This is a genomic window from Streptomyces sp. NPDC001904, from assembly GCF_040297005.1.
Lineage (GTDB): Bacteria > Actinomycetota > Actinomycetes > Streptomycetales > Streptomycetaceae > Streptomyces.
This window is the reverse complement of record NZ_JBEOYI010000011.1, coordinates 19,018-38,843: the sequence shown is the minus strand read 5'-3', so window position 1 is coordinate 38,843 and position 19,826 is coordinate 19,018. Positions and strand designations below refer to the sequence as shown.

At 69.7% G+C, this 19,826-nt stretch carries 19 protein-coding genes; 15 read left to right on the top strand and 4 right to left on the bottom strand.

Annotated features, from left to right (window positions below):
* Nucleotides 1-22: 22 nt before the first annotated feature.
* The 11 genes from ABT127_RS19495 to ABT127_RS19445 all read left to right on the top strand — a co-directional run bounded on the left by ABT127_RS19495 (nt 23) and on the right by ABT127_RS19445 (nt 10,052).
* Nucleotides 23-1,390 (top strand): MraY family glycosyltransferase, encoded by a 1,368-nt coding sequence (locus ABT127_RS19495; protein WP_351451324.1) that lies wholly within the window; start codon nt 23-25, stop codon nt 1,388-1,390.
* 261 nt (nt 1,391-1,651) lie between these two features.
* Nucleotides 1,652-2,101, top strand: coding sequence for a Cg1360 family ATP-synthase-associated protein (locus ABT127_RS19490; RefSeq protein WP_351451321.1), 450 nt, complete (start codon nt 1,652-1,654; stop codon nt 2,099-2,101).
* Between the two features lie 225 nt (nt 2,102-2,326).
* Entirely contained in the window at nt 2,327-3,145 is an 819-nt protein-coding gene (gene atpB, locus ABT127_RS19485) for a F0F1 ATP synthase subunit A (RefSeq protein ID WP_493660850.1), read from the top strand.
* Nucleotides 3,146-3,223: 78 nt separating this feature from the next.
* Nucleotides 3,224-3,466 (top strand): ATP synthase F0 subunit C, encoded by a 243-nt coding sequence (atpE, locus tag ABT127_RS19480; RefSeq protein ID WP_255975775.1) that lies wholly within the window; start codon nt 3,224-3,226, stop codon nt 3,464-3,466.
* Between the two features lie 38 nt (nt 3,467-3,504).
* Complete coding sequence (locus ABT127_RS19475; RefSeq protein ID WP_351451314.1) at nt 3,505-4,053, top strand: F0F1 ATP synthase subunit B; 549 nt, start codon at nt 3,505-3,507, stop codon at nt 4,051-4,053.
* Nucleotides 4,050-4,871, top strand: coding sequence for a F0F1 ATP synthase subunit delta (locus ABT127_RS19470; protein WP_351451311.1), 822 nt, complete (start codon nt 4,050-4,052; stop codon nt 4,869-4,871). The genes ABT127_RS19475 and ABT127_RS19470 overlap by 4 nt, the downstream gene beginning before the upstream one ends.
* A 110-nt stretch (nt 4,872-4,981) precedes the next feature.
* Nucleotides 4,982-6,574, top strand: a complete 1,593-nt coding sequence (gene atpA, locus ABT127_RS19465) for a F0F1 ATP synthase subunit alpha (protein WP_351451308.1) — start codon at nt 4,982-4,984, stop codon at nt 6,572-6,574.
* A gap of 20 nt (nt 6,575-6,594) precedes the next feature.
* The gene (locus ABT127_RS19460; protein ID WP_351451305.1) at nt 6,595-7,512 is read left to right on the top strand and encodes a F0F1 ATP synthase subunit gamma; all 918 of its coding nucleotides are present in this window, start codon (nt 6,595-6,597) and stop codon (nt 7,510-7,512) included.
* Nucleotides 7,512-8,948 (top strand): F0F1 ATP synthase subunit beta, encoded by a 1,437-nt coding sequence (gene atpD, locus ABT127_RS19455; protein ID WP_351451303.1) that lies wholly within the window; start codon nt 7,512-7,514, stop codon nt 8,946-8,948. The genes ABT127_RS19460 and atpD overlap by 1 nt, the downstream gene beginning before the upstream one ends.
* A 115-nt stretch (nt 8,949-9,063) precedes the next feature.
* Nucleotides 9,064-9,438 carry a F0F1 ATP synthase subunit epsilon gene (locus ABT127_RS19450; RefSeq protein WP_351451300.1) on the top strand — a complete coding sequence of 125 codons (375 nt, stop codon included), beginning with the start codon at nt 9,064-9,066 and terminating at the stop codon, nt 9,436-9,438.
* 158 nt (nt 9,439-9,596) lie between these two features.
* A complete protein-coding gene (locus ABT127_RS19445) occupies nt 9,597-10,052 on the top strand; it encodes a DUF2550 domain-containing protein (RefSeq protein ID WP_351451297.1) in 456 nt (151 codons plus the stop codon).
* 73 nt (nt 10,053-10,125) lie between these two features.
* Here ABT127_RS19445 and ABT127_RS19440 read toward each other — a convergent pair whose 3' ends face one another.
* The 3 genes from ABT127_RS19440 to ABT127_RS19430 all read right to left on the bottom strand — a co-directional run bounded on the left by ABT127_RS19440 (nt 10,126) and on the right by ABT127_RS19430 (nt 13,991).
* Nucleotides 10,126-12,000, bottom strand: coding sequence for a glycoside hydrolase family 18 chitinase (locus tag ABT127_RS19440; protein ID WP_351451295.1), 1,875 nt, complete (start codon nt 11,998-12,000; stop codon nt 10,126-10,128).
* 168 nt (nt 12,001-12,168) lie between these two features.
* Nucleotides 12,169-12,804, bottom strand: coding sequence for a response regulator (locus tag ABT127_RS19435; protein WP_351451292.1), 636 nt, complete (start codon nt 12,802-12,804; stop codon nt 12,169-12,171).
* Entirely contained in the window at nt 12,801-13,991 is a 1,191-nt protein-coding gene (locus ABT127_RS19430; protein ID WP_351451290.1) for a sensor histidine kinase, read from the bottom strand. Before ABT127_RS19430 ends, ABT127_RS19435 begins: the two co-directional genes overlap by 4 nt.
* A 163-nt stretch (nt 13,992-14,154) precedes the next feature.
* Here ABT127_RS19430 and ABT127_RS19425 point away from each other — a divergent pair, with 163 nt between their 5' ends.
* Nucleotides 14,155-14,706, top strand: coding sequence for a hypothetical protein (locus ABT127_RS19425; protein ID WP_351451287.1), 552 nt, complete (start codon nt 14,155-14,157; stop codon nt 14,704-14,706).
* Here the strand turns inward: ABT127_RS19425 and ABT127_RS19420 are convergent.
* Nucleotides 14,703-15,275, bottom strand: a complete 573-nt coding sequence (locus ABT127_RS19420) for a cob(I)yrinic acid a,c-diamide adenosyltransferase (RefSeq protein ID WP_351451283.1) — start codon at nt 15,273-15,275, stop codon at nt 14,703-14,705. The genes ABT127_RS19425 and ABT127_RS19420 overlap by 4 nt on opposite strands.
* A gap of 386 nt (nt 15,276-15,661) precedes the next feature.
* Here ABT127_RS19420 and ABT127_RS19415 point away from each other — a divergent pair, with 386 nt between their 5' ends.
* From ABT127_RS19415 to ABT127_RS19405, 3 genes are all read left to right on the top strand, one after another.
* A complete protein-coding gene (locus ABT127_RS19415) occupies nt 15,662-16,513 on the top strand; it encodes a 3-hydroxyacyl-CoA dehydrogenase family protein (protein WP_351451281.1) in 852 nt (283 codons plus the stop codon).
* Between the two features lie 174 nt (nt 16,514-16,687).
* Nucleotides 16,688-17,011 (top strand): STAS domain-containing protein, encoded by a 324-nt coding sequence (locus ABT127_RS19410; protein ID WP_351451279.1) that lies wholly within the window; start codon nt 16,688-16,690, stop codon nt 17,009-17,011.
* Between the two features lie 247 nt (nt 17,012-17,258).
* Nucleotides 17,259-19,727, top strand: a complete 2,469-nt coding sequence (locus ABT127_RS19405) for an ATP-binding protein (RefSeq protein WP_351451276.1) — start codon at nt 17,259-17,261, stop codon at nt 19,725-19,727.
* The last annotated feature ends 99 nt before the right edge of the window (nt 19,728-19,826 follow it).

The window sequence follows — 19,826 nt, the reverse complement described above, 5'->3', positions numbered from 1 at the left end:
AGCGATACCTGTGGGGAAGCCCGTGCGTGAATACCTGCTGACGCTCTGCATCACGGCCGCGGTGACATATCTGCTCACAGGCCCGGTGCGGAAGTTCGCGATCGTGGCCGGCGCGATGCCGGAGATCCGGGCACGAGACGTGCACCGGGAGCCCACACCGCGGCTCGGCGGTATCGCCATGTTCTTCGGACTGTGCGCGGGGCTGCTGGTCGCCGACCACCTGACCAACCTGGACCAGGTCTTCGAGTCGTCGAACGAGCCGAGAGCCCTGCTGTCGGGGGCCGCGCTGATCTGGCTGATCGGCGTCCTGGACGACAAGTTCGAGATCGACGCCCTGATCAAGCTGGGCGGCCAGATGATCGCCGCGGGCGTCATGGTCATGCAGGGTCTGACGATCCTGTGGCTGCCGATCCCCGGCGTCGGCACGGTCTCCCTGACCCAGTGGCAGGGCACCCTGCTCACCGTCGCGCTCGTGGTCATCACGATCAACGCCGTGAACTTCGTCGACGGCCTCGACGGTCTCGCGGCCGGCATGGTGTGCATCGCGGCGGCGGCGTTCTTCCTGTACGCGTACCGGATCTGGTACGGCTACGGCATCGAGTCGGCGGCGCCCGCCACCCTCTTCGCGGCGATCCTGATGGGCATGTGCCTGGGCTTCCTGCCGCACAACATGCATCCGGCGCGCATCTTCATGGGCGACTCGGGGTCGATGCTGATCGGGCTCGTGCTCGCCGCGGGCGCCATCTCCATCACCGGCCAGGTCGACCCGGACGCCCTGAAGCTCAACCTCGGCGGCTCCACCCGTGACGCCACGCACGCGATGCTCCCGGTCTTCATCCCGCTGGTGATGCCGCTGACGATCATCGCGATCCCGTTCGCGGACCTGGTCCTCGCGATCGTGCGCCGCACCTGGAACGGGCAGTCGCCGTTCGCCGCCGACCGGGGGCATCTGCACCACCGGCTCCTGGAGATCGGGCACTCGCACTCCCGCGCGGTGCTGATCATGTACTTCTGGTCGGCGCTCATCGCCTTCGGCGCGGTCGCCTACTCGGTGCACTCGGCGTCCGGGATGTGGGTCATGCTCAGCGTCGTCGCCCTCAGCTTCGTCGGTCTGGTGCTGCTGCTGTTGCCGCGCTTCACGCCGCACATCCCGCGCTGGGCGGAGCGCCTGGTGCCGCCGCGCTACCGGCGTCGCCGGGCCACCGCCGAGGAGGCGTTGGCCACATCCGCGGAGGACGCCTCCACCGCGGACATGAGCGAAGAAAAGGGCGAAGAAGGCGAAAGCGGCGAAGGCGGCCGCACGCCGATTCCCGCAGGAGTCAACGGAGCGACGGCAATTGGCGCCCGTTCGCGCTTCTCCGATCGGCGGAAGGCTGGTTCGTCGCGCTGACGCGGCGTTCCAAAAGACCCCAATACCAGACAAGTTGATGCTGTGGGCGCGCAGACGCGCACTGTCACTCTCATGTGTGACAGCGAGCACACCATCTAGGTAAAGACCGCATCAAATAGTTTGTGATACCGTTCACGAAACCCGGGGATAGAGCCGAAAGACCGGAGTGCGACGGTCCCTTGGCCCGAAATTCCCTCTCGGCCCCGGACTACGCTCGTCCATGACGACACCCTGCCCCCATCAATAAGCGGAGCTGCCGCCATGCCGTCCAACGACGCACGGACCCTTTTGCAGGCCCTCGTACCCACCGCCATCGCCGGCGTGATTGCCGCGGTGATCAGTGGTGTGCTTGCGGGCGGCAAGGGTGTCATCGGTGCGGTGGTCGGCACGCTGCTCGTCATCGCGTTCATGGGGATCGGGCAAATCGTCCTGTATCGGACGGCAAAATCGCTTCCGCAGCTGTTCCAGGCGATGGGCATGATGCTCTACTTCGCCCAGCTCCTGCTGCTTCTGATCTTCGTGGCTGTCTTCAAGAACACCACGCTGTTCAACCCCCGGGCCTTCGCCGCCACTCTCGTGGCCGTGACCGTCGTGTGGATGGGCTTCCAGGCCCGTGCCCACCTCAAGGCGAAGGTCTTCTACGTCGATCCCGATACGACGAACGGCTCTGACAAGAGCGAGAACCCTGAGAAGACCGGGTCTTCGTCGTGAAGGGTAGGGGCGCGATAAAGGGCCGCTCGAGTTACTGCTATCGTCCGGTGCCAACTGCGGCATCGCGGGCGCGGGCATCTGAGCTGACGCCTGCACGATCGCGAGGCTCAAAGCCTGCCCGCCGCCCCCACACCCGAAACACCAGACCGGTGCCGACCCGCGGCTGCGCGCCGCACCGACACAACGAGGTTGCCGTACTTATGCGTCACGCCGAAGGAGCCCGCGGTGAGTGCTGACACGACCCAGCTCGCGTTTGACTGGAGCTGTCGGATCATGTCCGACAACGGGTGTGGCTTCCCGGCGCCGGGCCTGCACTCCTTCCTGTTCCAGCCGATGTTCACCGTCGGCGGGTTCGAGTTCAACAAGGTGATGCTCCTCGCCCTGCTGACCTCTCTTGTGGTCGTGAGCTTCTTCTACGCCGCGTTCGGCCGAGCCAAGGTGGTCCCGGGCAAGACCCAGATGATCGCCGAGGCCGGCTACGACTTCGTGCGCCGCAGCATCGTCTACGAGACGCTCGGCAAGCGCGAGGGCGAGAAGTACGTCCCGCTCATGGTCTCGCTGTTCTTCTTCGTCTGGATCATGAACGTCTGGTCCGTGATCCCGCTGGCGCAGTTCCCGGTCGCCTCGGTCATCGCGTACCCGGCCGTCCTGGCCCTGATCGTCTACGTCCTGTGGGTCTCGCTGACCTTCAAGCGGCATGGCTTCGTGGGCGGTTGGAAGAACATCGTCGGCTACGACGCCTCGCTCGGCCCGATCAAGTGGCTCGTCTCGTTCATCGAGTTCTTCTCGAACCTGCTGGTCCGTCCGTTCACCCACGCGGTGCGACTGTTCGCCAACATGTTCGCCGGCCACCTCATGCTCGTGATGTTCACGGTCGCCTCCTGGTACCTGCTGAACGGCTGGATGATCCCGGCCGCGGGCGTCTCCTTCGTCATGACGATCGTCATGATCCTCTTCGAGCTTTTCGTGCAGGCGGTCCAGGCGTACGTCTTCGTGCTCCTCGCCTGCTCGTACATCCAGGGCGCGCTCGCCGAGCACCACTGAGCCCACCCGCTCCGCAGTACCCCCGATTCGTCCGGTGGCCAACCCCCACCGGCCCTTGAAAGAGAAGGAAGAACCGGCATGTCCGCTCTCCAGACCCTCGCCGCCGAAGGCCTCCACGGCTCCACTGGTTCGATCGGTTACGGCCTTGCCGCCATCGGCCCCGGCATCGGCGTCGGCATCGTCTTCGGTAAGGGCACCGAGGCGCTCGCCCGTCAGCCCGAAGCCGCTGGTCTGATCCGCGCCAACCAGATCCTGGGCTTCGCCTTCTGTGAGGCGCTCGCCCTCATCGGCATCGTTATGCCGTTCGTGTTCGGTAAGTGATCACCCCTTACTGACACTTTTCGACGAAAGGCACTGATGTGATCGCCAACCTGGTTGCACTCGCGGCCGAGGAGGAGCAGAACCCGCTCATCCCGCCCGGCCCCGAGCTGCTCGTCGGCACCCTTGCCTTCGCCATCGTCTTCTTCTTCTTCGCGAAGAAGCTCCTCCCGCGTATCAACAAGACGCTGGAAGAGCGCCACGCGCTGATCGAGGGCGGTATCGAGAAGGCCGAGGCCGCTCAGACCGAAGCCCAGAGCGTTCTTGAGCAGTACAAGGCTCAGCTCGCCGAGGCCCGGCACGAGGCCGCGCGGCTGCGCCAGGAGGCGCAGGAGCAGGGCGCCGCTCTCATCGCCGAGATGCGTGCGGAAGGCCAGCGGCAGCGTGAGGAGATCATCGCCGCGGGTCACGCCCAGATCGAGGCCGACCGCAAGGCCGCCGCTCAGTCGCTGCGTCAGGACGTCGGCCAGCTGGCCACCGACCTGGCCGGCAAGCTGGTCGGCGAGTCGCTCGACGACTACGCCCGGCAGTCGCGCACGATCGACCGCTTCCTCGGTGAGCTGGAAGAGAAGGCAGAGGCTGCTCGATGACCGCCCACGGAGCGAGCCGCGAGGCCCTCGCCGCCGCGCGTGAGCGCCTGGACGCGCTGACCGACTCCACGTCGGTCGACGCCGAGGCGCTCGCCGGCGACCTGGCCGCGGTGACCGCGCTGCTGGACCGCGAGGTCTCGCTGCGTCGGGTCCTCACCGACCCGGCGCAGGCCGGTGACGCCAAGGCCGAGCTCGCGGGCCGGCTGCTCGGCGGCCAGGTCAGCGGCGAGGCCGTCGACCTGGTGTCCGGTCTGGTCCGCTCCCGGTGGTCGGCCTCGCGCGACCTGGTCGACTCCCTGGAGGAGCTGGCCAACACCGCGGACCTGACCGCGGCGCAGAAGAGCGGTGAGCTCGACGACGTCGAGGACGAGCTGTTCCGGTTCGACCGGATCGTCTCCTCCAACACGGAGCTCCGTGCCGCCCTGACCGACAAGGGCGCCTCGGGCAAGCTGCGCGGCGACCTCGTCCGGCAGCTGCTCGGCGGGCGGGCCAAGCCCACCACCGAGCGCCTCGTCGCGCGTCTGGTGACCGCTCCGCGTGGACGTAGCCTTGAAGGGGGACTCGAGTCCCTCTCCAAGCTCGCCGCCGAGCGCCGGGAGCGCATGGTGGCCGTCGTCACGACGGCGGTGCCGCTGACCGACCAGCAGAAGCAGCGCCTGGGTGCCGCCCTCGCGAAGCTCTACGGGCGTCAGATGCACCTGAACCTGGACGTGGACCCCGAGGTCCTCGGCGGGATCAAGGTGCAGGTCGGCGACGAGGTCATCAACGGCTCCATCGCGGACCGCATCGAGGACGCCAGCCGCCGCATGGCCGGCTGACACCTCACACGTACAACTACGGCCCTAGTTGGGCCGTGCAGAGGATTCCTGGGGGCTGACCCCAGACCCCAAGAACACTTCGGGCCCAACAAGGAGAGCAGGGAACCCAGATGGCGGAGCTCACGATCCGGCCGGAGGAGATCCGGGACGCGCTGGAGAACTTTGTCCAGGCGTACAAGCCGGACGCGGCCTCGCGCGAGGAGGTCGGTACGGTCACCCTTGCCGGCGACGGCATCGCGAAGGTCGAGGGTCTCCCCTCGGCCATGGCCAACGAACTGCTGAAGTTCGAGGACGGCACCCTCGGCCTCGCGCTCAACCTGGAAGAGCGCGAGATCGGCGCCATCGTCCTCGGTGAGTTCAGCGGCATCGAGGAGGGTCAGCCGGTCACGCGTACCGGTGAGGTCCTGTCCGTCGGTGTCGGCGAGGGCTACCTGGGTCGCGTCGTCGACCCGCTCGGCAACCCGATCGACGGCCTCGGCGACATCGAGACGTCCGGCCGCCGCGCCCTTGAGCTGCAGGCCCCCACGGTCATGCAGCGCAAGTCGGTGCACGAGCCGATGGAGACCGGCTACAAGGCCGTCGACGCGATGACCCCGATCGGCCGTGGCCAGCGTCAGCTGATCATCGGTGACCGTCAGACCGGCAAGACCGCCCTGGCCGTCGACACGATCATCAACCAGCGCGACAACTGGCGCACCGGCGACCCGTCGAAGCAGGTCCGCTGCGTCTACGTCGCCATCGGTCAGAAGGGTTCCACCATCGCCTCCGTGCGTGGTGCCCTGGAAGAGGCCGGCGCGCTGGAGTACACGACCATCGTCGCCGCCCCGGCGTCCGACCCGGCCGGCTTCAAGTACCTGGCGCCGTACACCGGTTCGGCCATCGGCCAGCAGTGGATGTACGAGGGCAAGCACGTCCTCATCATCTTCGACGACCTCTCGAAGCAGGCCGACGCCTACCGCGCCGTGTCCCTGCTGCTGCGCCGCCCGCCGGGGCGCGAGGCCTACCCGGGTGACGTCTTCTACCTGCACTCGCGTCTGCTCGAGCGCTGCGCGAAGCTCTCGGACGACCTCGGTGCCGGTTCGATGACGGGTCTGCCGATCGTCGAGACGAAGGCCAACGACGTCTCGGCGTTCATCCCGACCAACGTCATCTCCATCACCGACGGCCAGTGCTTCCTGGAGTCGGACCTCTTCAACGCCGGTCAGCGCCCCGCGCTGAACGTCGGTATCTCCGTCTCCCGAGTCGGTGGTTCCGCGCAGCACAAGGCGATGAAGCAGGTCTCCGGCCGTCTGCGCCTCGACCTGGCCCAGTACCGCGAGCTGGAGGCGTTCGCCGCCTTCGGTTCCGACCTGGACGCCGCGTCGAAGTCGCAGCTGGAGCGCGGTCAGCGTCTGGTCGAGCTGCTCAAGCAGGCTCAGTACCAGCCGATGTCGACCGAGGACCAGGTCGTCTCCGTCTGGGCCGGCACCACCGGCAAGATGGACGACGTGCCCGTGGCCGACATCCGCCGCTTCGAGAAGGAGCTCCTGGAGCACCTGCACCGCAAGGAGCAGGGCCTCATGACCTCCATCAAGGAGGGCGGCAAGATGTCGGACGACACCCTCACCGCTGTTGCCGACGCCATCGTCGAGTTCAAGAAGCAGTTCGAGACCTCGGACGGGAAGCTTCTCGGCGAGGACGCTCCGGCCGCCGCCGGTAAGTGACGACGGAAGGGACCTGACTCATGGGAGCCCAGCTCCGGGTCTACAAGCGTCGCATCCGGTCCGTCACCGCGACCAAGAAGATCACCAAGGCGATGGAGATGATCGCCGCCTCGCGCGTCGTCAAGGCGCAGCGCAAGGTGGCGGCCTCCACGCCGTACGCGACCGAGCTCACGCGCGCGGTCACGGCGGTGGGGACCGGGTCGAACACCAAGCACCCGCTGACGACCGAGGCCGAGCCGGCGACCCGGGTCGCGGTTCTGCTCCTCACGAGCGACCGCGGTCTGGCCGGCGCCTTCAACTCGAACGCGATCAAGGCCGCGGAGCAGCTCACCGAGCGGCTCGTGGCCGAGGGCAAGGAGGTCGACACGTACATCGTCGGCCGCCGCGGTCTGGCCCACTACAACTTCCGCGAGCGCAAGGTCGTGGAGTCGTGGTCGGGCTTCACCGACGAGCCCACGTACGCGGACGCCAAGAAGGTCGCGGGCCCGCTGATCGAGGCCATCGAGAAGGAGACGGCGGAGGGCGGCGTGGATGAACTCCACATCGTCTACACCGAGTTCGTCTCGATGATGACGCAGTCGGCGGTCGACAGCCGTCTGCTGCCGCTCAGCCTCGAAGAGGTGGCGGAGGAGTCGGCGTCCAAGGACGAGATCCTTCCGCTGTACGACTTCGAGCCGTCGGCGGAGGACGTCCTCGACGCCCTGCTGCCGCGCTACGTCGAGAGCCGTATCTACAACGCGATGCTCCAGTCGGCTGCTTCCAAGCACGCCGCCACGCGCCGCGCGATGAAGTCGGCGACCGACAACGCGGGCGAGCTGATCAACACGCTCTCCCGTCTTGCCAACGCGGCCCGCCAGGCCGAAATCACCCAGGAAATCAGCGAGATCGTCGGTGGCGCCAGCGCCCTGGCCGACGCGACCGCGGGGAGTGACAAGTAATGACGACCACTGTTGAGACGGCCGCTGCCACGGGCCGCGTCGCCCGGGTCATCGGCCCGGTCGTCGACGTGGAGTTCCCCGTCGACGCGATGCCGGACATCTACAACGCCCTGCACGTCCAGGTGGCCGACCCGGCCAAGGACGGCGAGCAGAAGACCCTGACGCTCGAGGTCGCCCAGCACCTCGGTGACGGCCTGGTCCGCGCGATCTCCATGCAGCCCACCGACGGTCTGGTCCGCCAGGCCCCGGTGACCGACACCGGTGCCTCCATCACCGTTCCCGTCGGTGACTTCACCAAGGGCAAGGTGTTCAACACCCTCGGCGAGGTGCTGAACACGGACGAGCAGTACACGGGCGAGCGCTGGGGCATCCACCGCAAGGCTCCGAACTTCGACGAGCTCGAGTCGAAGACCGAGATGTTCGAGACCGGCATCAAGGTCGTCGACCTTCTCACCCCGTACGTCAAGGGTGGAAAGATCGGCCTGTTCGGTGGTGCCGGCGTCGGCAAGACGGTGCTCATCCAGGAGATGATCTACCGCGTCGCCAACAACCACGACGGTGTCTCCGTGTTCGCCGGTGTCGGTGAGCGCACCCGTGAGGGCAACGACCTCATCGAGGAAATGGCCGACTCGGGCGTCATCGACAAGACCGCGCTGGTCTTCGGTCAGATGGACGAGCCGCCGGGCACCCGTCTGCGCGTGGCCCTCGCGGGTCTGACCATGGCGGAGTACTTCCGCGATGTGCAGAAGCAGGACGTGCTGTTCTTCATCGACAACATCTTCCGCTTCACGCAGGCCGGTTCCGAGGTCTCCACGCTGCTCGGCCGCATGCCGTCCGCCGTGGGTTACCAGCCGAACCTGGCCGACGAGATGGGTCTCCTCCAGGAGCGCATCACGTCGACCCGTGGTCACTCGATCACCTCGATGCAGGCGATCTACGTCCCCGCGGACGACCTGACCGACCCGGCCCCGGCCACCACGTTCGCCCACCTCGACGCGACGACGGTGCTCTCCCGTCCGATCTCGGAGAAGGGCATCTACCCGGCCGTGGACCCGCTGGACTCCACGTCCCGCATCCTGGACCCGCGTTACATCGCGGCGGACCACTACAACACCGCCATGCGCGTCAAGACGGTGCTGCAGAAGTACAAGGACCTCCAGGACATCATCGCGATCCTCGGTATCGACGAGCTCGGCGAGGAGGACAAGCTCACTGTCCACCGCGCCCGTCGTGTGGAGCGCTTCCTGTCCCAGAACACCCACGTCGCCAAGCAGTTCACCGGCGTCGACGGGTCGGACGTCCCGCTGGACGAGTCGATCACGGCCTTCAACGCGATCATCGACGGCGAGTACGACCACTTCCCGGAGCAGGCGTTCTTCCTCTGCGGTGGCATTGAGGACCTCAAGGCCAACGCCAAGGAGCTCGGCGTCTCCTGAGCCTCGTAGCTCATGGGAGGGCCGGGGTGTGTCCCGGCCCTCCCGCAACGCCCACTAGACTTTGACCCAACACCCGGCAGCGAATGCCGTCGGGTGGTGACCCGAGGAGCCCACCTTGGCTGCTGAGCTGCACGTCGAGCTCGTCGCCGCGGACCGCAGTGTCTGGTCCGGCGAGGCCACCCTGGTCGTCGCGCGTACCACGTCCGGCGACATCGGCGTCATGCCCGGTCACCAGCCGCTGCTCGGTGTGCTGGAGTCGGGCCCGGTGACGATCCGCACGAGCGACGGCGGGACGGTCGTGGCGGCTGTCCACGGCGGCTTCGTCTCGTTCGCGGACAACAAGCTGTCGCTGCTGGCCGAGATCGTCGAGCTGTCGGACGAGATCGACGTCCAGCGGGCGGAGCGGGCGCTGGAGCGCGCGAAGTCGGACGCCGACGCGTCCGCCGAGCGTCGCGCCGACGTCCGACTGCGTGCGGTGGCGGCACGCTGACCCCAGCGAGCCCTATGACGTACCTCAGCCGCGGCCCAGGCCGGAGATGACCTCCGGACCGGGTCGCGGCTGAGGCGATCTCCACCCGTTTTTGCTGTTCCGTTATCAGGCGTTTGATCGGTCGAGAAGTTCCTTGAGAGACGAGGAGGTCGGTGCAGATGGTCCTCGTTCTCGTGCTGTGCGTAGTCGCGGTCGTCGTACTCGTACTGCTGGGATTGTTCGTCTTCGGCCTGCGGCGCCGGCTGATCCAGCGCTCGGGCGGCACCTTCGACTGCTCGCTGCGGTGGGACGCTCCCGCGCCGGACGACGTGGACACCTCCGGCAAGGGCTGGGGGTACGGCATCGCGCGCTACAACGGTGACCGCATTGAGTGGTTCCGGGTGTTCTCGTACGCGCCGCGGCCCCGGCGGATCCTTGAGCGGGCCGCCATCGAGGTGACCGGGCGCCGGGCACCCGAGGGCGAAGAAGAACTGGCGCTCCTCTCCGACGCGATCGTGCTGGCCTGTACGCATCGCGGTACCCGGCTGGAACTGGCCATGAGCGAGGACGCCCTGACCGGTTTCCTGGCGTGGCTGGAGGCGGCGCCGCCCGGGCAGCGGGTGAACGTGGCGTGATCCGCGACTGACGGCATGGAGAAGCCGGGCGCACGGGGGGCGTTCCCGTGGGCCCGGCTTCGTTCGTGGGTGGTTACTTCAGGCCGTTGGCGACCGCGGTGACCAGCTCACCGTTGGACGTGTCTCCCGAGAACTCCCAGAAGAACGCGCCGCCCAGACCCTGCGACTTGGCCCAGGTCAGCTTGGAGGCGATCGTCGCCGGGGTGTCGTAGGACCACCAGTCGGAACCGCAGTAGGCGTACGCGGTGCCGGCCACGGTGCCGTTCGACGGGCACTTGGTCTTCAGGACCTTGTAGTCCTCGATGCCCTGCTCGTAGGTGCCGGCCGCCGGACCCGTGGCCGTGCCGCCCGGCTCCTTCTGCGTGACGCCCGTCCAGCCGCGGCCGTAGAAGCCGATGCCGAGCAGCAGCTTGGCGGCCGGGACGCCCTGCGCCTTGAGCTTCGCGATGGCGTCCGCCGAGGTGAAGCCCTGCTGCGGGATGCCGGCGTACGAGGTGAGCGGGGAGTGCGGAGCCGTCGGGCCCTTGGCGTTGAACGCGCCGAAGAAGTCGTAGGTCATGACGTTGTACCAGTCGAAGGACTGGGAAGCGCCCGCGTAGTCGTTCTTCTCGATCTTGCCGCCGGCCGAGCCGTCCGCGGTGATCGCGGCGGTGACCAGGTTGTTGGAGCCGAACTTGGCGCGCAGCGCCGTGGCCAGCTTCTTCAGGGCGTCCTGGCCCGAGGTGTCACAGGACAGGCCGCAGGCGTTGGGGTACTCCCAGTCGATGTCGATGCCGTCGAAGACATCGGCCCAGCGCGGGTCCTCGACCAGCTTGTAGCAGGAGTCGGCGAACGCGGCCGGGTTCTGCGCGGCCTGGCCGAAGCCGCCGGACCAGGTCCAGCCGCCGAAGGACCACAGGATCTTCAGGTTCGGGTGCTTGGCCTTGAGCTGGCGCAGCTGGTTGAAGGCGCCGCGCAGCGGCTGGTCCCAGGTGTCGGCGACACCGGAGACGGAGTTGGCCGCGGTGTAGGCCATGTCCGTGTCGGCGTAGCTGTCACCCATCGTGCACTGGCCGTTCTGCACGTTGCCGAACGCGTAGTTGATGTGGGTGATCTTCGCGGCCGAGCCGGAGGTCTCCAGGTTCTTGGGGTAGTACTGGCGGCCGTAGACCCCCCAGTCGGTGAAGTACCCCAGGTTGACCTTGCCGCCGGTGCCCGGGTTGCCCGGGTCCGTGCCGCCGCCGCCAGTGGTGTGGACCTTGACCGCGCCGGAGGCGGGGCCCGTCTGGTCGGCGGTGTCGCGGGCCTGGACGGTGTACGAGTAGTCGGTGCCCGCGGTCAGGCCGCTGTCGGAGTACGTCGTCCCCGTCACCGTCGCGACCTTGGCGCCGTCGCGCAGGACGTCGTAGTTCTTGATGCCCTTGTCGTCGGTCGCCGCCGACCAGGAGAGCTTCGCCGAGGTGTCGGTGATGGCGGAGGCGGTCGGGGTGCCGGGCGCGGAGGGGGCCGCGTCGCCGGGCACGTCGCCGCCGTCACAGGAGGCGCCGTTGATCTTGCAGCCGGTGGGGGCGCCGGCGCCGGAGCCGTTGAACCCGAAGGAGATCGAGGCGCCGGGGGCGAGCGACCCGTTCCAGGAGAGGTTCTTGCCGGTCCAGTGGTTGGCGGAGTTGGTGACGGTGGCGTCCCAGGCGGAGGTCACCTTCGTACCGGTGGGGAAGTCCCATTCGACGGCCCACGAGCTGATGGCCGTGGCGCCGCCGTTCTTGATCGTCCACTTGCCCTCGAAGCCGGTGCCCCAGTCCTGGGTCTTGGCGTAGGTCGCGGTGACGGCGCTGGCCGTGGCGGCCGCCTGCGAGGGGGTCGCGAGCGCCGTGACGGCGGTGAGACCGGCGGCGGGGAGGACGAGTGTGGCGAGGACGGCGGTGAATCTGTGCCGCAGTCGCTTTCTGGGTACGTCGGTCGAGCGCATGGGGTGCTCCTCGGGGTTCCGGGGTCCGTGAAGGGGGTGGATCCCTGCGACGCCCATGAGCACCGGAAGTGGGGGATGTGCTCACCGCAGTGCGGTGAGAATAGAAAGGTCTGGACCATCGGTCAAGGTCTAAACCAATTACGGGTTTCGGCCAACCTGTGCGACGCCCTACCGGTCCAACTCCTGCGCCAGCACCGCGGCTTGTACGCGGCTGCGCAGTCCCAGCTTGCCGAGGAGGCGGCTGACGTGGGTCTTCACCGTGGCCTCCGCCATGTCGAGGCGGTCCGCGATCCCCGCGTTGGAGAGCCCCTCGCCCAGACAGCGCAGGACTTCCCGCTCGCGTCGGGTGAGCGTCGCCAACTCCGTTGGTTCCGGGGCGCGTTGGGGTCCAGACGCGAACTCGGCGATCAGCCGGCGGGTCACGGCAGGGGCGATCGTCCCCTCCCCGCGCGCGACCGTCCGCACGCCGTCGATCAGCTCCCGGGCGTCGACGGTCTTGAGCAGGAACCCGGCCGCGCCCGCCCGCAGCGCCCCGAAGACGTACGCGTCGAGGTCGAAGGTGGTCAGCACCAGAACGTCCGCGAGGGCCTCGGCGACGATCGCGGATGTGGCCGAAACTCCGTCGAGACGCGGCATCTGCACGTCCATCAGGACCAGATCGGGCCGCAGTTCGCGGGCCATCGCCACCGCCTGCTCGCCGTCCTCCGCCTCACCGGCCACCTCGATGTCCGGCGCGCTGTTCAGGATGAGGACGAGACCGGCCCGTACGGCGGACTGGTCCTCGGCGACGAGTACGCGGATCACGCGGGTTCTCCTTCGGGGGCCGGGGTGTGCAGGGGCAGGGTCGCGCACACCCGCCAGACGGTGTGCCCGGGGCCGGGCCGCGGGCCCGCCGCGAACGTCCCGGAGAGCAGTTCGGTGCGCTCGCGCATGCCGACGAGCCCGGCGCCGGAGCCGGGGGCGCGCGGTCCGTCCCGGTCCCCGTACGGGCTGGTGACCCGCACCTCGATCCGGTCCGCCGAGCGGGCGACGTCGATCGTGACGCGGCCGGGGGAGGCGTGCTTGAGGGCGTTGGTCAGCGACTCCTGGACGATGCGGTAGGCGGCGAGGCCGACCGGGGCGGGCAGGCCGGCGGTGGCACCCGTGACGGTCAGCTCCGCGTCCAGCCCGTTGGCGCGGGCCTGCTCGACCAGCGCGCCCAGGCCCTCCAGCGTCGGCGCCGCGGCCGGTTCGTCGGAGGCGCCCTCGGCGCGCAGCAGGCCGATCAGACGGCGCATCTCGGCCAGCCCGTCGACGCTGTTCTCCCGGATGGTCTGCAGCGCCGTACGGGTGGTCGCCGCGTCGTCGAGGGACAGCGCGGCCGTGGAGTGGATCGCGATCGCCGAGAGATGGTTCGCCACCATGTCGTGCAGCTCGCGGGCCATCCGGGCGCGCTCCGCCGTCACCGCCTGCACGCGGTCGATCTCGGCGAGGAGCGCGGTCTGTTCGGCCCGCAGCCGTTCGGCGGCCGCCGTCTCGCGGTGGTTGCGGACCAGGACCCCGGTGGCGGCCGGGGTGAACGTCACCAGGCCCACGGCGACCCCGATCAGCAGCGCCTCGGGCCGCCGCCACACGGCCAGGGCGCCCAGCGTCGCCGCGACCGTGAGCAGGCCGCCGGTCACCGGGATGCGCCGGGCCGCTGCCGGGCTGCCGTACAGGACGGCCGCGTAGACCAGGTCCGTGTACATCAGGACGGTCGCGAGGCTCCCCCGGGTGCACTGGTCGGCGATCAGCACGAGGGTGCCCGCCGCGACCGCGCACCACGGCAGCGTCCGGCGCACCAGCTCCAGGCCCGCCATCGCGACGAGCGGCAGCAGGAGCCACGCGCCGCCGAGCGGGCGGCCCGTGTTCATGCCGAGGCCGATGCCCCACAGCAGCAGCCCGCCCAGCAGGCCCGCCACGGCGATCCGGACGTCGTCACGGTGCGGCGGGCGGGGGAGCGGCAGGTGCATGCCCCCATCCAACACGGGCCGGGGCCGCCGGGCACGGTGCCGGGGGACGACATCGCGCGGGCCGCCGGTACATCGAAGGATGCAGTCCTGTCTCGTCACGTACGACGACGATCCCGCCCTTCCCGGCGGCCAGGCTGGAAGCGGGGAACGAGAGGAGCCCGTCGTGATCGTCACGCTCATCGTCGTCTGCGAGGTCGCCTTCTGGGTGCTCCTCGCCGCCGGACTCGCGCTGCGCTACTGGGCCGGGATGCCGCGCGCGGGGCTCGCCGTCCTGCTGTGCGAGCCGCTGCTCGAAGTGGTCCTGCTGGTCGTCACCGCGGTCGACCTGAAGAACGGCGCCGAACCGGACTGGAAGCACGGTCTGGCCGCCGTCTACATCGGCTACTCGGTGGCGCTCGGCCACTACACCGTCCGGTGGGTCGACGTCCGCGTCGCCCACCGCTTCGCGGGCGGCCCGCCGCCGTCGACGCCCAAGTACGGCACCGCGCGGGCGGTCCACGAGTGGAAGCTCGCCGCGCGCTGGGTGCTCGCCTCGGTCATCGCGCTCGGGCTGCTGCAGGGCGCGATTTGGTACGTGGGCGACGACGGGGACACCGGGTCGCTGATCCAGTGGCAGCAGCGGATGCTGTTCGTCATCGGCCTCAACGTGGTCATCGCGCTGACCTACACGCTGTTCCCGAAGAAGGAGCCCGCTCGGGGTGGAGGAGTCGCCTAGCGCTCGCCGCCCGGCACCCACAGCACGTCCCCGACCTCCTTGTTGGCGATGCGGGCGAGGATGAACAGCAGGTCCGAGAGGCGGTTCAGGTACGTCGCCGTCAGCGGGTTCATCGTCTCGCCGTGCACCTCCATGGCCGCCCACGTCGACCGCTCGGCCCGCCGCACCACGGTGCACGCCTGGTGCAGCAGGGCGGCGCCCGCGGTGCCGCCGGGCAGGATGAACGAGCGCAGCTTCTCCAGCTCCGCGTTGAACCGGTCGCAGTCCGCCTCCAGCTTGTCGACGTAGAACTGCTCGACGCGCAGCGGCGGGTACGCGGGGTTCTCGGCGACGGGCGTGGACAGGTCGGCGCCGACGTCGAACAGGTCGTTCTGGACGCGGGTGAGGACCGTGACGACCTCCTCGTCCAGGCCGCCGAGGGCGATCGCCGTGCCGATGACGGCGTTGGCCTCGTTGGCGTCCGCGTACGCCGAGATCCGCAGATCGGTCTTGGCGGTGCGGCTCATGTCGCCGAGGGCGGTGCTGCCCTTGTCTCCGGTACGGGTGTAGATGCGCGTCAGATTGACCATGCGACCAGCGTAGTTATGCCGGGGCCCGGCGGAGGCTCCGTGTGCCGACCGTCACGGCGGGCGCGGGGTGCGCGGGTGCGCCCCGGGTGTGTCCGCCACCGCCGCGGGCGACCCGCTGCCCGGGCTGACCACCGGTCAGATCGGCCGGGTCCACCAGACCGTCACGGCGGCGAGACCGAGGAGCTCCTGAGTCCCAGGGTGCTCAACTACGCCGTGCGCCAGGCCTGATGGCCGCTGGCAGTGTGATGTCCGTCATTCGAGACGTGACGCGCATCTCTTAACCGCCACATGCCCCCTCACGGGCGCTATCGTCCGCCACAGAGCAACGTAAACAGTGGTTAAGCGGTACGCGGGTACGCGGGTACGCGGTAAAAGGGGAGTCGCACGTGGCACGGAAGCTCGCCGTCATCGGGGCCGGTCTCATGGGGTCCGGCATCGCCCAGGTCTCTGCCCAGGCGGGCTGGGACGTCGTCCTGCGCGACGTCACCGACGAAGCCCTCACGCGTGGCACCGACGGCATCAAGGCGTCGTACGACAAGTTCGTGAGCAAGGGCAAACTGACGGCCGAGGACGCCGAGGCGGCGCTCGCCCGCATCACCCCGACCACCGATCTGGACGCGGCCGCCGACGCCGACCTCGTCGTCGAGGCCGTCTTCGAGAAGCTGGAGATCAAGCACGAGATCTTCCGCGCGCTCGACAAGATCGTGCGCGACGACACGGTGCTCGCGTCGAACACGTCCGCCATTCCGATCACCAAGATCGCGGCGGTGACGGACCGTCCGGAGCGCGTCGTCGGTGCGCACTTCTTCTCGCCGGTGCCGATGATGCAGCTGTGCGAGCTGGTCCGCGGCTACAAGACGAGCGACGAAACCCTCGCCACCGCGCGGGAGTTCGCCGAGTCCGTCGGCAAGACCTGCATCGTCGTCAACCGCGACGTGGCGGGCTTCGTCACCACCCGGCTCATCTCGGCCCTCGTCGTCGAGGCGGCGAAGCTGTACGAGTCGGGCGTCGCCACCGCCGAGGACATCGACATCGCCTGCAAGCTGGGCTTCGGCCACGCGATGGGCCCGCTGGCCACGGCGGACCTCACCGGCGTCGACATCCTGCTGCACGCCACCAGCAACATCTACACCGAGTCGCAGGACGAGAAGTTCGCGCCGCCGGAGCTGATGCGCCGGATGGTGGACGCCGGTGACATCGGACGCAAGAGCGGGCAGGGCTTCTACAAGCACGGCTGAACCGGCGGGCGGGACTGAACCAGGCCCGCCTGACGCGACATCACCCCTCAGGGTGAATTCGGTATCGGTTCGCTTACAGACGGCAACTTCTGGCGCCTTGAGCCAGTCAGTTGCAGTGACATACCCAGATCACATGGAAACCTCTCGTCACGACTGATCGCATGGGGAGCGCATATGCACATCAGGGGCGACCACGCCGAGCTGGTCGTCGGGGGCCGCCTCGACGTCCGGAGCGCGGCGGACGCCCGTACGGTCCTGCACAGCGCCGTCGACGACGGCATCGGAGACCTGGTCCTCGACCTGTCCGAACTGGACTCGTGGGACGCGACCGGACTCGGTGTCATCATGGGCGCCCACCGGCGGGCCGGCCGCTGTGGACGACGGCTCGTGCTGCGCGGGGTCCCGGACCGCATGCAGCGCCTGCTGGTCGCGACCCGGCTGCACCGGATCCTGGCCATCGAGGGCGGCATCGGAGTCGAGTCGCTGCCCCGCGTGTGAGGCACGTTCGCCCCTCGAAGGTGTGAATCATCCGTTCACGGGGGAAGCGCCCACAATCCTCGCGAGACTGTGACGTCTCGGGCGGCGCGACACCCCGGCTGTTCGGAGATACTGAGCCAACGTCTAGGGTTCGGTCGCCCGCGGTATGACGTACCCGCCTCGCGGGCCACCGGACCAGAAGCGACAGCGCAGTGTGCACAGGCCGGGAGGGGCAAGCGGCACACCACGCTTTTGGGGGGCTTTGACCATGGACCCGATGAACCGGGGACCTGAAGACTTCAGCCAGGACCGGCGCGACGACAGCACGCCGGCGCACGGCGGCCGCCCGCGGCCGCCGGTCCCGCCCGACTTCGGCCAGCCGGTGCCCGCCCTCGCGCGCACCGTGCAGCTCGTGTCGGGCGACCATCTCCTCACCGTCAACCCTGTCGACGGCAGCGAGATCGAACCCTGTCCGCCGGGCGAACGGCCGGGCAGGCCCGCCAAGTTCGACGCCGCCGCGCGCGCCGACCGGGCACGGGCCGCACGCCCGCCGCTGCCGGCCGGGCCCGCGCTGCCCCGGCAGCCGCTCCTGGAGCGCCAGGAGGACCGCGAGCGCCTGGTACGGCTCCTCGCGCGCGGGCGCTCCGTACGGCTCACCGGACCCTCGGGATCCGGGCGCACCGCGCTCCTCGACCAGGTCGCCGAGGACTGCCTCGACATCGCCCCCGACGGCGTCGTCCGGCTCTCCGGGCACCGCCGCTCGGTCGACGACCTGCTGCACGAACTGTTCCGCACGGTCTTCGACGCGCCGCTGCACCGCCCCGACCGCACCCTGATGCGCGAGCTCGTGCACGAGGTCGGCGCCGTCGTCGTCCTGGACGACCTGGAGTTCGGCGGCGCCCAGCTCGACGAACTCCTCGAAGCCACACCGGAGTGCGCCTACCTGCTCGCCGCGACGCCCGACGTCGCCGCGCCGTCGGCCGACTCCCACGTGGAGGAGGTCTTCCTCGGCGGCCTGGGCCGCGGCGCCAGCCTGGAACTCCTGGAGCGCGTCGTCGGCCGGGTGCTGACCGACGACGAGGCCCAGTGGGCGGGCGACCTGTGGTTCGAGTCGGAGGGGCTGCCGCTGCGCTTCGCACAGGCCGGTGCCCTGCTGCGGCAGCGCGACCAGCAGCGCGCGGACCCGAGCGTCTTCGACGCGTTCGGCTCCCTCTCCGACGCCCCGGCGGACGCGCCGTTCGACGCCGCCGACGGCGACGCGGACGACGTGCCGCTGCCCTCGCTCGCCGAGGGGGCCGCGCCCGCCGCGCTGCTCGCCTCCCGGCTGAGCCGCTCGGCCCGCGCCACCCTGCGGTTCGCCGTCGCGCTCGGCGGCGAGGTCCCGCACCAGGCGCATCTGCCGGCGCTCGTGGGCGACCAGCACGCCGACGCGGCCCTGGCCGAGCTGGTCTCCAGCTCGCTCGTCACCGCGGTCGGCGCGCGCTACCGGCTCGCGGCCGGTGTCCAGGTGCAGTTGGAGGCCGCCGGGTTCGGGGACGAGACCGTCGAGCGGGCCCGCACCGCGGCCCTGCACTACGCCTGGTGGGCCGGGCACCCGTCGGTCGGGCCCGAGCGGGTCGCCGCCGAGAGCGACGCCCTGCTCGCCGCGCTCGCCGTCCTCGTACCGGTGTCCGCATCGGCCGACGACGAGGCGACGCCCGCGTCCGTGGAGCTGGCCCGCGCGGCCGCGCCCGCGTTCGCCGCCGGGCTCGCCTGGAGCGCCTGGGAGCGTGCGCTGCGCTCCGGTCAGGAGGCGGCACGGATCGCCGGGCTGGTTCCCGAAGAGGCCTACTTCCACCACGAGCTGGGGATCCTCGCGCTGCTCGAAGGGCAGCTCGACCGGGCCCGCGCCGAGCTGGAGGCCTCCATCGCCCTGCGCGGCGCCCTCGCCGACAAGCGCGGCACGATCGCCGGCCGGCGCGCCCTCGCGCTCGTGGCGGACCGTTCCGGCGGTGCGCTGCCCGGTGGCCGCACGGCGGCCGGCGAGGAAGTCCCCGACGCGATGTACGAGGAGTCGCAGTCGCCGTCCGGCGGCGTGCCGTCCGCCTTCCCGCAGCTCGAACCGGCGCGCGAGGCCGAGACGTTGGTGAGCCGGCCGCCTGGGCCCGCCCCGACGGTGGTCGGCGGCGGGTCGTTCTCGCGCAAGGCCGTCGCCCGGGGCACCCGGCGCAACCTGGTCGCGGCCGGCGCGGGCGCGCTGCTCGTGGCGGTGCTCGGCACGATCGTCACCCTCGGCACCATCTCGGACAACGACGAGCCGCCGTCCGACAAGGTCAACACCAACCCGTCCGCGACGGCGGGGGAGACCGGCGGGGAGCTGGGCGCCGACAAGGCCGAAGGCAGCGGCAAGAGCGGTGACGGCTCCGGCACCGCGTCGGCGTCGGCCGACCCCGGCGCGGACGGGGTCCCGGGCACGGCGGACGACCCGTCGCCCTCCCAGAGCGCCAGCGGCTCGCCCTCGGACGACCCGAGCGGCTCCAAGTCCCCGGACAAGCCGACGAAGTCCCCGACCAAGAAGCCGACCAAGTCCCCGACGAAGTCGCCCACGAAGCCTCCGACGAAGTCCCCTTCGCCGAGCGAGGACCCGACGTCCCCCTCGCCGAGCGAGGACCCGTCGAGCCCGACTCCGACGGACACGGAGACGACCGAAACGGCGAGCAGCCCTGTCGTCCCGAGCGTCTCCGACACGGTCATGTAGAAGCGCCCCGCCAGGGGCGCGGGGAACTGCGCGAGCACCCACGACGAAGCCGCGGCCGCATCCGCTCACCAACCGAGCGGACGCGACCGCGGCTTCGTG